The sequence below is a fragment of the Acidithiobacillus sp. TH-A117 genome (assembly GCF_057473465.1).
In genome coordinates this window covers 16,750-31,107 of the sequence record NZ_JBYCKQ010000032.1, presented here as the reverse complement: position 1 = coordinate 31,107, position 14,358 = coordinate 16,750, and the positions used below count along the sequence as shown (strand labels likewise).

The window sequence follows — 14,358 nt, the reverse complement described above, 5'->3', positions numbered from 1 at the left end:
TTCTAAACCATTAGGACATTTTTTATCCATGGCCAAGAGACGATGGAACGCAGGCGGTCGGGATCGTTTTCGAAAGCGCGCAGAGCGGCTTCCAGGTGGTCCTCCAAAGCCCCAATACTATCGAACACCCGGTTATGGAAATGCTTTTCCCGCAATTCATCCCAGACGTGTTCCACAGGGTTCAGTTCTGGTGCATAGGGCGGCAAACTCAGGATTCGGATATTGTCGGGGACTTTCAGGGTGCGGCTGGAATGCCAGCCGGCTCCATCCATGATCATCATGATGCTGTGCTGGGGGTGGCGCTTGGCCACTTCGTGGAGAAACAGTTGCATGCAGGACGTGTTGACCTGCGGTAAGATCAGGGAATCCATTTGTCCCGTGACCACATCCACGGCGGCGTAAGCATAGGTATACTCATGGGTAAGCATGGCCTGACAAATGGGCCGCATCGGTTTGGGGGCCCAACAGCGCCGCACATCGCTGATCCGCCCAAAACGCGCTTCGTCCTGAAACATCACGATAACGGGGCGCTGCTCGGGGAAGGTGGCTTGCGTTTCCTGGAGGGTTTCGGGGAGTTTTTTTTCCAGTCCTCCTGGGCTTGTGGATCACTCTGCGGGTGGCGCTTGTCGGGTGCCAGCTTCCGCCAGCCATGCCGGTGCAGGAGATTATAGACAGAGGATAAGGCCATTGGGCGCGGTAACTGGGCATCTATATGCGCCTTCACTTGCCCGACCACCAGGATGCCCCCCGTACTGGCATGATCTAAAAATGGTGCCAAAATCGCCGCCTCTTCTTCCGGGGCCATCAACTGCCGCCGCCGACCACCCCGCGCTTGACGCTGACCATCCCCCGCCGTCTCTCCCGAGAGAAAACGATTGCGAATCCGGCTGGTCCAGTGGACGGATCGGCCTATGACCTGCGCTGTCTGCTCCAGACTTAATCCATAATCCAGCGGCAGAACGACCGATTGCGCCTGTCGTAACTGTTCCAGCGTTTTTGCGCCGACCAGCATCTGCCGCGCCGCTTCCACGCGATCCCCACCCCTTGCCACTCTTGCCATAACCACCTCATTTTTACATGCTCAAGTCATGGCTATTATTGCTCTAATGATTTAGAAATTGAATAAAAGGAGAAAACGAAGATGAAAAAAAATGCCATGAAACTCACTGTTGCCGCTTTACTGTTGTTACCGAATCTGGCCTTTGCCGATAGCCATTATGTCAGCATCCAGCAGTTTCTGGAGGCGGGCCATGTGACTGGGAATATCCGTTCTTACTATTTCAACCAGATATTCAGTGGCAGCATTCTACCCAATAAGTACGCTTATTCTCTGGGTGGTATGCTGAAGGTGCACAGCGCTCCTCTCTACGGCGTAAGTGCAGCAGTGGCTTTTTATGCCGCCAATAGCCTGGGCGCCAATGACCTCAGTGCCCCCGGTTATACCCATCTGGATGCGCTGTTAATGGGTGAAAAAGACAGTCTCGACGTGCTGGGACAAGCCTATTTGCAGTATCAGAACCCCTGGTTACAGGCCAAGGCCGGGAATATATTGCTCAACACTCCCTGGATGAATCCCTCCGATGCTTTCATGATCCCCAGCACCTTCCAGGCGGTCAGCGTCACCGTCACGCCATTCAAAAATCTGCAAGTGATCGGTCTGCGGGAATTTCGCTTCAAGAACCGTACGCAGGAAAATTATTACCGGGAGACGTTGTTGAACCAGAATCCCCTGTATCCCCATATGCCGGATCATATGGACGGCACTTTGGCTTTCGGGGTCAAGGCCCATTGGCAGGGGTGGCGCTCCACGGCCTGGTATTACCGGTTTTATGATTTGGCCAATCTGTTTTACGGAACGGTGCATTATGGCATATCTGGCTTGCCGGATGGACTGAAGCCATTTGCGGATTTCCAGTATGCCCGAGAATGGGCGGACGGTGCGCAATATGCCGGTCCGGTCAACGCCACCGTCTTTGGCGGGATGGTGGGCTTGCAAACGCCCGTTGGGCAGATTTTTGCAGCCTATAATGCCATTCCCAGCCGTAGCCCTTTCTCCATGGGTGGACGCACTGTATATAATGGCGGATTTGTTTCACCCTATACCCAGCAGTACAGTGCCGACCCTCTCTATACCAGCATCATGGATTACGGCCTGGTTTCGGCGTCAGCCGCCGGACATGCCTGGAAGTTCGGCTTCTTGCTGCATCCCTTCCCATCATTGCGCATCAAATATTCCTACAGCCTGTACTGCACCCAGCCCTATTTGCCTACGGTAGGTGCCAACTATCTGGACCTGACGTACACCCCTGGCGGATTCTGGAAGGGGCTTTCTCTTCGCAATCGGTTGGCTATTGATCACAGCAATCCCTATGCGGGTTATCAGGGCACTTTCATTGATGATCGGCTGATGCTGCAGTATTCATTTTGAAGCTTTTGCGGTAAGACCTCCTCCTCTCCGTTATTGCAGAGATGGGTTTGGCTCCATAAAGGTGGGGCCTTTTTACGTGCGCCCGGCACGGGCGCACTCTTGGAGGTTCAGGAAGTACAGAATGCATCCACCATAGTCAAACGAGATGATAAAGGTTAATGCTTCTCCCCAATGAGGAACAGGGTTTTTCGACTATGCTTCAATGCTTCTCACATATCATGCCATGGATCTACTGCTTTTAACCCACATCAAAATTTGCTTGTTCCAGGATATGTGTAACAGGCGATACTCCCTTCTCCCTGATCTCCGGTCCTGGGTGAAAATAAGCCACAAAAATCCCCACAATCAGATTTTCAGCTAATACAGGGAACTTTCCTATAGGTCTTTCGGTCTTTTTCAATAGTCAGGAGTCCTGCTTCCTGACAATGGTTTGGATCTCAGGGTTTTTTGACATTAAGGAGGATAGTCATGAAAAGAAGCCCTCTCTCGAAATCAAAACGTCAGTGGCTCACCTTGCTGAGCCTGCCCATACTGGGAACAGCAATGGCCTTACCCCTCGCTCATGCGGCAACTAGCTATGTCTCGGTAGATGGCCATTCAGTGCCAGTTTCCACAGAAAACCGCACCATCCACATCCCGGGGGGGGTTATTCAAATTCATAGTGTGACCTGGGGGACGCAGGGGGTGCCGGGGCATTTGCAAGTGACCGCCGGACAAATCTCTCCCGTCCAGGCGGAAGCGATGATCCATCACAGCTTGTGGCAAATGCGTTCGATGCAAGTGGCTATGGATCGCCAGATTGCCGAGATGAACCAGTTGATGCGGGTGTCTTTTGGCCCATTCGCAAGTCCGTTCTTTAATTTCCCGGAGCCGGTCATGATGACCCGAGTATTTTTGCCGGGACCGGTCATGGTGCCACTGGCAGCTCCAGCCCACCTGGTAGCACCATCTCCCGCAAAAAACCTGCCGGGCCATGAGCTTATGTCGGTGCGCTGGCGGCATCCACAGCAACCCGCTAGTCCTAAGCTACCCATTTAGTCGCATCTATTCGATACACCCCAAGGACCAGCTCGCGGTGTCTGAACACGAGCAGCAGATGATGGCGAATAGTCCAAACGTCTCTTGGAATCAGGCATCTGCCGGGAATCTGTTTATCTTTGCAAATAGATTCAGCCCCACGTCACGGGGCATTTTTACTGAGGAAGGTTTTTGTGTCTGCGCGATTCCATAAAAAATATATCGGGGCTTTCATTTTCGTTGTAGTTTTTGCCAGTAGTCATGTTATGGCCTTTGCTGGTCAATTAAAGGTGTCCATAGTACCCCACTATCCAGTCCATGTTTTGGAAATGCCCAGATCAGTGGCAGGTATGTCATTAGGCAGGATGGAAAAATGGGCACGTATTGGAGATCCCGCAGCAGAAAATGCCCTTGGTCTGGATTACTTATATGGCAGAGGCCTTCGAGAAAACTGGCAAAAGGCCGACTATTGGTTTCGTAAATCTGCACATGCTGGCAATGCCAGTGGCGCTTTTCATTTGGCCTTTGCCTATAACTTTGGCGAGGGGGTCCCCATGAACACCCACAAGGCAGTGTACTGGTGGCAACAATCAGCCAAAGATCGACGGAAATGAGCCCTTCTTGTGTTCAAGCGTATGGTGAAAATCCTTGCAGTAGTTCTGTTCGCGACTTTCTGGGTGGTCTGGATTGGTCATCAAGGGCATCTGCATAGCGAACGAATATTCGCTTCGGAAAATACCGGCAAGATATACGTGAGCGGGTAGTCTGCCTGCTGGGTAGACCGTTAATACCTAACCAGATTCAGTGGGGTGCTTGACCACGGCAGGTCATTCCACACAATTCCAACGCGCTGGCTATGAAACTTGGGGGTGGAGTTGCCCGGCTGAACACTGCAGCAAAGCTGCTTAATTCTGCAATGGTGTCCTGATGATCACGACGTCTGCGCTACGCCTTATTAGCCGATGCCTTCAGTTCAGGCTGAACATTTTCGGCTTGCAGTCCATGTCCAGTCAACCAGCCCAGGAGAATCCCTAGAATCGCCATGGCGGACAAGGCCGGATAACCGATAAATTGTACCAACGGCCCACCCAGAAAGGTTCCCAAAACGGTCGCGACCGCGCCACTGGCATTGAATAAACCCATGGCAGCCCCTTGACTGAAGGGGGTCAGGCGGGCAGTCAGGGTGGTGCCAGAGATGCTTTGCAAGGGCCATACCGCCATAATTACAACAAAGCCCAGCAAGGCGACGAATGTTTTCGGAATAGGGGTAAAAAATAGGAGTAACAACAGACTAAAACCGAATAAGCGCCCGAGCAGGGACCAGCGATAGACCCGACCAGCACCATATTTTCCGGATAATTGCCCACCCACTGAATAGAGAATCAAGGCAAAGGCAGCGGTGATGGCATAGACACTGGAAGTCAACGTGGGGGCCACGCTGTAAGCTTTTTGCATGGCCACCGGGAAATAGGCAAAGAAGGCCGCCACGCCAAAGGACACCGCAAACCAGGAAAACAGAAAGCGCCCGAAGCGCGTATGCAAAACATCCATGAAGCGTTTGCCGCCCCGGAGGGAAAGATGATGGGAAAAGCGCAGTAGCCCACCCCCCAGCAGTTCGGGACGGCCGAAATTGGCCAGCAGACGCCAGTCTAAATCCCGGCGCATTTGTTGACCGATTTCCGCTGTCCAGTCAACCCGCTTTGCGGCCGAAGGGAGCCCCTTGGCAGCCAGCCATATCGTCGGAATCAAAGCCAGTGCAGAACAGAGCAGTCCCAGTTTGAAATTCGCGGTAAAAATCCCGGCAAGCAATAGTCCTCCCACTTGTCCCGCACCATTAAAGGTCTGTAGCCAGCCGAGCCGGGCCTCCCAGTGGTTTTTGGGATCGAACTCCACAATAAATAAACTGGCCACGGTAGCGACCGCCGAAGTGCCTGCCCCTGCCGCCAACGATAACAGCGACCACGGTAAGAGTCCGGGTAAAAACGGTAGAAACCCCAGAGCCAGCATCAATACGATGAAACCACCAAAGAAAACGGGAAGATGCCATTGCTTGTTGTCCGCCAGAAAGCCCCATAGAGGCGAACTCAATAATCCCAGATTGAATCCTCCCATCACATAGGCGACCCAACTGAGATGATGGGATATTGCGACAATCATCAAGGGGAGAAGAATGGGGAGTATTCCTGAAGAGATCGCCCCCAGAATGGCGTAGGAAAGAAACCAGATGGATATCCAGCGTCTTGGCTCATTCAGGATGTGCAGAACCTTGGCCAGATGCGCCCGTGCCCGCTGCCTGCGATCTGTGGATAAAATGGGTTTTTCGGGTTCAGCCTGCTGAGCGATGCTTTCAATCATGACAGATCCTCCCAGGATGGGTGATAAAAGAATTTCAGGACGAGAGCTTGGCCATATAAAATATGGATAGGCATCCCGGCCAATAGTTCCATCGGGAATGGCAAAGGCGCGTACGCCAACTGATTGCGCTGAAACATCCTTGTTTGACATTTCAGTAACATTTTTAAGGCTTGACCATTGAAATTTGTCCCCTATGCATTCACCTGAACCTCCCGGATAATCAGCAGTCAGATGAATTTGGAACGTTTTTTAAACTGCTAACCTTATAAAACTGATTGGCAGTTGTCAGAGTAGGCATTACCCTCGCTGCAAACTTTTTGCTCCGCCGGGTCCTGCGAAGCGTTATATACTCGCAATGCCTGGACGATAAACGCACTGAAAATAACCTATTGTCCAGTACATCCGGCTGGGCTTGTGGGACAGATTAGTCAGTCAGCTCGAAAATCTCCCTGTCTGGAAGTCATCCTTTTCCGTTCTCATACGTTCGTCGGGGTATATGAAATCAGCAAACACCACCTTTTCGTCTATAGTCGAGCTGAATGAGACTACTCTCGGACTTTTTCACATGAAAACCATGTTAACCGCCGGACTGGGATTTTTTCGGCAGCCTACGATTTGTTCATCATTGGTTATGCCTTGGCTTTGATTCGGCAGGAATGGCATCTCGATGCCTTCATGATGGGATTGATCGGTTCCATTTCTCTGATTGCAGTGCTTTTTGGTGCCTATTTTTTTCGGCAGAATTGCGGATATTTACGGACGGCGGAAAATATATGGTGTTGAGGTCCTGCTGATGGCGCTGGGTGTATTGATCGGGCCGGCCAAACGATAGGGGTCCATAGTGATATCCCAACAATACATTAATGGAGGACTGGACCTTTGGGTTGGCTATATCCGGTTTCCTTGAACATGGCCTGACCGGCCGCGCTGGTCATGAAATGGATGAAGGCCATGCCCAGTTTGGGATCAGGAGCATCCGTAGGCACTGCCGCATAAAATACCAGCGGTTGGGTGTGAACCGTTTTGGGGTGGCCATCCACATTCAGAGTGAAGTGGACCTTGCTGTACCAGTCCTTGGACATGGCCGGATCGCTGAGGTTGATCTGCGCAGGCAGGGTGATATAGGGCAGATGCAGGGATTTGACGGCGCTTAAGTAACCCGATGAAGCAGCCATCTGACCACTTTTTAGGCGGGCAAGCAGAGAGGCCTCGGTGAAAATCTGTTGCTGGTTTTCGACGGGGCCGAGAATGTTTTTGACCAGATCCGGCTGGTGATAATATTTTTCTGCCAGCATGAAGGTGAAAACGATGTTCTGACCTTGTGGATCGGTTTTGGGGTCGGTACGACCAAAGCGGACCCCGGGCATTTCAAGAACCTTGTACCAGGGCATTTTACCCGCAGCCGCTTTTTCAAAGTCCTTGGCGTAGGGACTGTTGGGGCTGTAGGCAATGCACATGGCGGTGCTGGCCACTGGATAGGCTTCTTTAACCAGGCCCGCTTTCATCAACACTTCAATGGGTCCGGGAGTAATGGAAACAAATACATCCGGACGCAGCTTGTGTCCGGCGATCAGGTGCGCCAGGCCATAGGCGCCCTGGCCTTCACCCTGGTAATGGACACCCTGGGCCTTGGCAAAGGCGGGCCCCAGGTGCAGATCCATGACGGCACCCATGGAGCCTGCATAGGCAACCCGAAAATCTTGAGCACTGGCAAAGGCAGGCAGAGTGAGAAAGATGGCAGCGGTGAGGCCGGCGGCAATATGAAGTTTTTGCATAAAGTGAACCCATGATTGTTTGTATATGAATATATATAACGATAGATCAACAACAGGTCAAGCGAGCGCGCTCAGCACAGCGGTGAGAAGCCATTTGGGCGCGGTTGACGCCCCTCTATTCGAACGATGGCCGCTGCTTGCCGTTGATTTTTATGATGGATATTCACCACGATGCGCCGCTGTAAGGTGGCGGGATGATGCGACATCCGGGCGTCGGTCCAGTAGCAGTCCCTCAGCCTGGTGACCAGGCCGGTTCGTTGGCTTGACCGGATATATCCAGAAAATGCAGGCCCTTACCGTTGACGGCCACTTCTCCCAACACTTTTTGTTCGCCGCGATGGGTCGCAAAAACCAGCATCCGGCCATCTCTGGCAAAACTGGGGTGCTCGCAGTTGCTACCCGCATAAAGAACCTGCAGGTCATTGCCGTCGGGGCGCATTTCGGCCAGCGATAATACTCCGCGATAGGCATGAATAAAGGCAATCCAGCGCCCGTTGGGGGCGTAGCTGGGAGAAACATTGTAACCACCCGCATAACTCAGTCGTTCAATGTGACTGCCATTGGCGCGCATCTGATAAATCTGGGCACTACCCTGGCGGTTGGAGACAAAAACCAGATGATGGCCTCCGGGTGACCAGCTGGGACTGGTATTGACGGTTCCCTGGCGCGTCAATACCCGTTCGTGACCAGTATGCAGATTTTCAAGCACCAATTCGGTGCGTCCCCGTTTCCAGACCTTGGCGAAAGCCAGATATTGGCCATCGGGCGAAAAAGCCGGAGCGCTCAGGGCGCTGCCCTGGTCGGGAACCTGGTGGCGCTGACCATTGGCGAGATTCTGAATGTAGATGACTGAATGGCGGTGCCGGTAGGTGACATAAGCCAGTTGCCGGCCATGGGGCGACCAGTCCGGGGAGATGATCGGGATTTTGCCGCGCAAAATGCTACGGGCATTCCAGCCGTCTGACTGGGCTACATCCAGAGCGTAATGGCTACCCTGTTGATCCACATAAGCAATATGACTGGCAAAAGGGCCGGGCTCACCGGTAATCTGCTGATAGAGCAGGTCGGCAATTTCCTGACCGACCATGTGATAACCCTCGGCATTGCTGACATAGCGGCGTCCCGCCAGCATTTTGTGGGTGATCAGGCTGACCGCATCGGCATCCACCACATAGCCTTGGGATGTTTGCCGGGCTTTCCCAACGACCATGGCCAGCGCCCCGGTTTTTTCCCATGCGCCGACTTTAATGGCGGCGGCGGAGTGGGGATCATCCGGATACAAGGCGGGATTGATCACCGAAAAATAACCACTGTGCTGCAGATCATAACGCACAATGTGGGCAATATCCGGCTGTCCGGCTGGGCCGGAGCCAAAGCTGGGGACGGCGACGGGGGCTGAGCTGCTGACAGCTTTGCTGATGTTGACAGTCAGAGCGCTGGCCGTGAGGGGCAGGCCGCCCAAAGCCAGTAGCAGGGCGGAGAGCAGAATAGGTCGATGAATAGGCCGAGGCATGAAAGGCTCCTGATGCTTTTACAAGGATTGTTTGACGCGATTCCAGAGGCTACCGAAGGTGCCTGCCGGTTTGGCGGCCTCAGCGGCGACCAGATCTGTGCTACCCAACACCTTGCCGTTCAGGGATACGGTCATTTCCCCGAGTTTCTGACCTTTGGCAATGCCCTGACTACCGATTTTCTGATAAGTGACCTGGGTTTTCAGATCCTTTTCGGCGCCGGTAGGAATCATGACCTCCACGTTCCGGGCGACCGTGACCGGTAGTTTGTCCGGGTCCAGGCTGGTATCGCTGTAAGTGCCGACCACGCTACCGGCCTTGGTCACGGTGTGGTCTGTGGTAAAGCGGTAACCGTAATCCAGTAAGGCCAACACATCATTGACCCCGCTCGGCCAATTGGGGGCGCCCATGACCACGGCAATCAGGCGGCGTCCATTGCGGACCGCCGTGGTATCCATGCAGTGCCCTGCTGCGTTGGTATGTCCGGTTTTCAGGCCGTCGATGTCAGGATGCCCGAACAGGGCCGGATTCCAGCTCCGCTGGGTGATGTGGTTGTAGCGATAGTATTTGATTTTGGAGATATGGATGACTTGCGGGTATTTCGCTATCAGGTCCCGGGAAATCATGGCAATATCCAGGGCGGAAAGGTGCAGGTCAGGAGTGGGTAGCCCATCCACGTCGCCATAGTGGGCCCCCGGTAAACCCAATTTACGGGCTGTGCTGTTCATTTCATCCACAAAACTGGCGCGACTACCCGCTACTGCTTGAGCCAATGCCACTGCCGCATCATTTCCGGAGTCGATGATCAGACCATGCATGAGCTGGGCGACGGTGACGGGCAGATTCGGCTGGATGAACATACTCGACCCGCCGGTATGCCAGGCTACCCGGCTGACATGAATGCGTTGATTCCAGTGCAGGGCCCCGTCGGCGAGAGCCCCGTAAGTCAGGTAGGCCGTCATCAGTTTGGTCAGGCTGGCGGGCGGCAACTGCAGGTTGGCATCTTTTTCCGCAATAATCTGCCCGGTCCGAAAATCCATCAGCACATAGCTTTTGGCATCGGGCATGGGCGGTGGGGGAGGCATCAGCAGGGCGGTATTGGCAAAGGCAGTGCCTCCTGACAACAGCGTGGCAACAGCCGCCATCAACAGGAAACGCGTGGATTGCAGAGAGGTGGTTTTGTGGCGCATGCGACTTCCTTGTAAGCAGTTTTGGTTTTAATGTTCCGGCAGGGTGATCACCACATACAGACTTTGATGCCCCTGGCGGACCAGCAAGGGAATGGGCGTATGGGCCGGTAATTTCCGGACAATCTGCTGGAGTTGCTCAGGACTGTTGACCATCTGCTGATCGATTTGCTGGATGACCATGCCGTCCGTCAGCCCCATTTGCGCAGCAGGGCCAGGATAAATGCTCTCGATCAGGACCCCGTGATGGATGCCGAGACGTTTTTGCGCAGCCTGATCCAGGGTGGTGACCCGCAGCCCCAGACGACGGATATCGGCGGTTTTTTCGGCTTCGACATGGCGCATTTTGGCCGGCATGGTGCCAATGGTGACTTGCAGGGTTTCCGGCTTGCCATTATGCAAAATACCCATGGGCACGATGGTTCCGGGTAGCGTATCGCCCACCAGCGGGGGGAGCTGCCCCACGCTGTAAACCGCTTCATGATTGTAAGTCACAATCACATCACCAGGTTTCAACCCGGCCCTGGCAGCAGCCTCATGGGGGCTGACCGAAGCCACCAGAGCGCCCACCGGTTCTTTCAGGTGCAGGGCCTTGGCCATTTGCGGCGTGACTTCCTGGACATCCACACCAAGCCAGCCAAAGCGGAGTTTTTTATGGGCCTCAAAGGCATGGACAGCGCGCATGGCGGTATTGATGGGAATACTGAAAGACAGGCCCATATAACCACCATCGTTGGTGTAAATCTGGTCATTGATACCTACGACCTGTCCTGCCATGTTGAAAATGGGCCCTCCGGAATTACCCGGGTTGATAGGCACATCGCTCTGAATGAAGGGGATATATTCATCATCATGGGGCAGTGGCCGATTCAAGGCGCTGACCACCCCCTGGGTGACCGTATTGTAAAAGCCAAAAGGCATGCCAATGGCCAGTAACCACTGTCCTACTTTGAGGTTGCGGGAATTGCCCAGCTCTACGGTGGGCAGATCATGAGCATCAATTTTCAACAGCGCCGTATCGTAACGCACCGATAATCCCACCACTTTCGCCGGGTAAGCATGATGATTGGTGAGGGTCACAATAATGTGATGCATCCCCCGCACGACATGCCCGGCGGTGACAATATAGCCGTTAGGGGAGATGATGAATCCGGAGCCGAGGGCTTCCATTTTTTCTTTTTGAGGGGGATTGGCCCCGGAAAAGCCCTGAAAAAACTGGTAGAAAGGCGAATTCCTGGGGAATGGATCGGCACCGGTGCCGCCCCGGACAATTTTGGTGTCGGAATCGTCAATTTTTACGATGGCATTACCGTACTTGTTCACAATGGGCGTGAAATCCGGTAGATCTACCAGCTTGTGGGGATCAGCAGCAGTTTTATTCGCGGAAGTCACGACTGCGCTTGGCGAATGATTGTCGGCGGCTAAAGCCCATCCTGCAGCGCCCAGTCCGAATCCGGCAGTGGCAGCAATGACGGCAACGAGAATTTGCCGTGGCTGAAAATTAAATGCACGTAAAGGCATAAATGGAGGCTCCTATTTGTCCCAATGACGTAATATCCATTCCACCAGCAGGCTGGCTGGAACAGTAAAAACCGCAATACCCGCTAAAATGAGGCATATTTCCAGAATATCGACCATCAGCATTTTTCTGACAGGAACACAGCAGCCAAAGGCGTTATGGGAATCGGTTTGCGGTTTTTTAGCGGCATCTTTCAGTTTGAGTTAAAGTCCATACACCCGTCTTAAGACGCCTACTCTTTACGGGAAGTTCCCGGGACATTTTTCCGGGACGGAGTCATCCTGCGGGAACTTTCCCCGGCTGACGACCTCTCAGCTAAGCCATAGACGGGGTTTTTTGAGGTGGTTACGTCATTGTTTTCTCCATGTTTGACGATTATTGAAGGGATTTCTGGGTGAGCCCGAATGCGGAGAAAACTGGCCGTTTCCGGGGCCGTCTGGCGGTGGCGATTGTTCTGCTGCTGCTGGCTTTCCTGTATCTGATCTGGCGTTTGGTGGATCTGGAAGTGCTGCATTATCAGCGCTTCCGGCAAATGGCCCAGGCCAATCACACCGCCATAGTTCCGGTTGCGCCAGCGCGCGGACTGATTCTCGCCAGCCACGGTCAGATTCTTGCCGCCAATCACCCGCGCTATGTGCTGGAGCTGATCCCCGATGAAACAGAGCATCTGCACGGAACGCTCCAGCGTCTGGAACAACTGTTTCCCATTCCCCCGAAAAATGTCCGGCACTTGCTGCATACCCTGGATGACAAGCCGCCTTATATCCCCCGCATTCTCTTGCATCACCTGGATGCTGCCCAAATTGCCGACTTTTCGGTGCGTGATATGGAATTCCCGGGCGTGCAGGTGGCCGCCCAGTGGCATCGTTATTACCCCTACCAAAAGCTGTTTACCTCGGTAGTGGGTTATGTCGGTCCAGTCAGCGCCCGCAATCTCAAAGGTTTTGACCCGCAAAAATACATTTATCGGCGCTTCATCGGTGAGAGTGGTCTGGAATATGCCTTTGAGCGCCAGTTACGGGGAAAATTCGGCTATCAGATCAAAGAGGTGGATGCTTTTGGTGTGCCGGTAGCCAATTTGCGCAATATTGCCCCGACGCCGGGGGATAATCTGCAAACCAGTTTACGCTTGCGGGTGCAGCGAGCCGTTGCCCGGGTCATGCGCCGCAATCATTTTCGTGGTGCCCTGGTAGCGGTTAATCCGAAAAATGGTGCGGTCATCGCCAGCTACAGTAACCCGAGTTTCAATGCCAACTGGTTTGTCGACGGTATCAGCGATACCCACTGGCAAAGTCTGCTGCATGACAAGGGGCGGCCCTTACTCAATCGGGTGGCGCAAGGGTTGTATCCGCCGGGGTCCTGCATCAAGCCCTTTTATTCCATTGAAGCTTTGCAGGACAAGGTCATCCAGCCCGATTTCCATACTTACTGCCCCGGCTATATCCGTCTGGGTGGTCACGTTTACTGGGACTGGTATCGTTCGGGTTTCGGGGAAACCGGGCTGACCAAGGCCCTGGCCTGGTCCGTGGACGTGTTTTTTTACAAGCTGGCCATCAAAATGGGTATTCAGCGTCAGGATGCCGCCTTGTGGCGCTTTGGTTTCGGGAAACCTGCACCCATTGATACGCCAGGCAGCGCTTCTGGTTTTGTACCCACGCCTCGCTGGAAAGAAGCGCATTTTCACCAGCCCTGGTACACCGGTGATTCGGTGATTCTGGGAATTGGTCAGGGGTATCTGCTGGTCACCCCACTGCAGTTGGTGCGTGCCGTTTCGGCCATCGCCAACGGCGGCTATTTACCATATCTGCATGTGGTTACTGCCCTCATCAATCCGGAAACCGGCGTTCGTCAGGCTTTACCCATACCCCCGCCGAAAAATCTGCATATTCCCGCCTTTGCGCTAAGGGCCGTGCGCAAGGGTATGACGGCCTGTGTGACCCGGGGAACCTGCAAAAGCATGGCTACTCCCGGCCTGGCCATGGCCGGCAAAACCGGAACTGCAGAAGTCCCTATCTGTTATCAGAACGGTCGCACGATTTACAATGATGATTCCCTGTTTATTGGCTGGGCCCCTCTTCATCATCCCCAAATTGCCGTAGCGGCCATAGTGGAAGATGGGGGTAATAATGCCTGGCAGGCGCTACCGGTAGCCAAGGCTGCTATTCTCAGCGACTTGCGCCCCAAAATGAAATTACGGGATTTTACCAATATTGTGGTGAACCCCGCCCAGGCTTTCGGATAATCCGGCGCAGAGATGCGTGAGACTGATGAGGAGGTTTTTTGAACTGTTCGCGACATTCAGGGTCTACTGATATACTTCAATAACATTTACTTCATGAGGAATGACCGTCATGTTTTATGCAACATTCATTGTTCTGGGTGCTTTGTGGGTGGTAGCCATGGTTGCCGGAATGCGCACAACCTTTGGACCTGCTGATTCTGATGAAGGTCAGCACGGCGGTTGATAACCGGTTTTTAGAGGCTTTAACCCAGTCTTTGTATTGGTGTAAAGCTATGAACACCTCAAATAGTCGCCGCTTAAATAAGACCTGCCGGGGTTTTTATT

At 53.5% G+C, this 14,358-nt stretch carries 11 protein-coding genes; 4 read left to right on the top strand and 7 right to left on the bottom strand.

Annotation, left to right across the window (positions count from 1 at the left end; all coding sequences use genetic code 11):
* Positions 1 to 2: 2 nt before the first annotated feature.
* Complete coding sequence (locus AC2VLR_RS08035; protein ID WP_486881670.1) at positions 3 to 518, bottom strand: IS630 family transposase; 516 nt, start codon at positions 516 to 518, stop codon at positions 3 to 5.
* A complete protein-coding gene (locus tag AC2VLR_RS08030) occupies positions 515 to 1,060 on the bottom strand; it encodes a winged helix-turn-helix domain-containing protein (RefSeq protein WP_486881669.1) in 546 nt (181 codons plus the stop codon). The genes AC2VLR_RS08035 and AC2VLR_RS08030 overlap by 4 nt, the downstream gene beginning before the upstream one ends.
* Before the next feature lie 81 nt (positions 1,061 to 1,141).
* Between AC2VLR_RS08030 and AC2VLR_RS08025 the strand changes: the two genes are divergently transcribed.
* The 3 genes from AC2VLR_RS08025 (at position 1,142) to AC2VLR_RS08015 (ending at position 4,059) form a co-directional block, all read left to right on the top strand.
* Positions 1,142 to 2,428: an OprD family outer membrane porin gene (locus AC2VLR_RS08025; RefSeq protein ID WP_486881668.1), complete on the top strand. Its 1,287-nt coding sequence runs from the start codon at positions 1,142 to 1,144 to the stop codon at positions 2,426 to 2,428.
* A 468-nt stretch (positions 2,429 to 2,896) separates the two neighbouring features.
* The gene (locus AC2VLR_RS08020) at positions 2,897 to 3,466 is read left to right on the top strand and encodes a hypothetical protein (protein ID WP_486881667.1); all 570 of its coding nucleotides are present in this window, start codon (positions 2,897 to 2,899) and stop codon (positions 3,464 to 3,466) included.
* Positions 3,467 to 3,639: 173 nt separating this feature from the next.
* Complete coding sequence (locus AC2VLR_RS08015) at positions 3,640 to 4,059, top strand: tetratricopeptide repeat protein (RefSeq protein ID WP_486881666.1); 420 nt, start codon at positions 3,640 to 3,642, stop codon at positions 4,057 to 4,059.
* Between the two features lie 331 nt (positions 4,060 to 4,390).
* On the opposite strand, the gene AC2VLR_RS08010 is transcribed toward AC2VLR_RS08015, so the two are convergent.
* The 5 genes from AC2VLR_RS08010 to AC2VLR_RS07990 all read right to left on the bottom strand — a co-directional run bounded on the left by AC2VLR_RS08010 (position 4,391) and on the right by AC2VLR_RS07990 (position 11,794).
* Entirely contained in the window at positions 4,391 to 5,800 is a 1,410-nt protein-coding gene (locus AC2VLR_RS08010) for an MFS transporter (protein ID WP_486881665.1), read from the bottom strand.
* 860 nt (positions 5,801 to 6,660) lie between these two features.
* Positions 6,661 to 7,575, bottom strand: a complete 915-nt coding sequence (locus tag AC2VLR_RS08005) for an extracellular solute-binding protein (protein WP_486881664.1) — start codon at positions 7,573 to 7,575, stop codon at positions 6,661 to 6,663.
* 232 nt (positions 7,576 to 7,807) lie between these two features.
* Positions 7,808 to 9,088, bottom strand: a complete 1,281-nt coding sequence (gene tolB, locus AC2VLR_RS08000; protein WP_486881663.1) for a Tol-Pal system beta propeller repeat protein TolB — start codon at positions 9,086 to 9,088, stop codon at positions 7,808 to 7,810.
* Positions 9,089 to 9,106: 18 nt separating this feature from the next.
* The gene (locus AC2VLR_RS07995; protein WP_486881662.1) at positions 9,107 to 10,276 is read right to left on the bottom strand and encodes a D-alanyl-D-alanine carboxypeptidase family protein; all 1,170 of its coding nucleotides are present in this window, start codon (positions 10,274 to 10,276) and stop codon (positions 9,107 to 9,109) included.
* Positions 10,277 to 10,303: 27 nt separating this feature from the next.
* Complete coding sequence (locus AC2VLR_RS07990; RefSeq protein ID WP_486881661.1) at positions 10,304 to 11,794, bottom strand: Do family serine endopeptidase; 1,491 nt, start codon at positions 11,792 to 11,794, stop codon at positions 10,304 to 10,306.
* Between the two features lie 392 nt (positions 11,795 to 12,186).
* On the opposite strand from AC2VLR_RS07990, the gene mrdA reads away from it, so the two are divergent.
* Positions 12,187 to 14,034 carry a penicillin-binding protein 2 gene (gene mrdA / locus AC2VLR_RS07985; RefSeq protein WP_486881660.1) on the top strand — a complete coding sequence of 616 codons (1,848 nt, stop codon included), beginning with the start codon at positions 12,187 to 12,189 and terminating at the stop codon, positions 14,032 to 14,034.
* Positions 14,035 to 14,358: the final 324 nt, after the last annotated feature.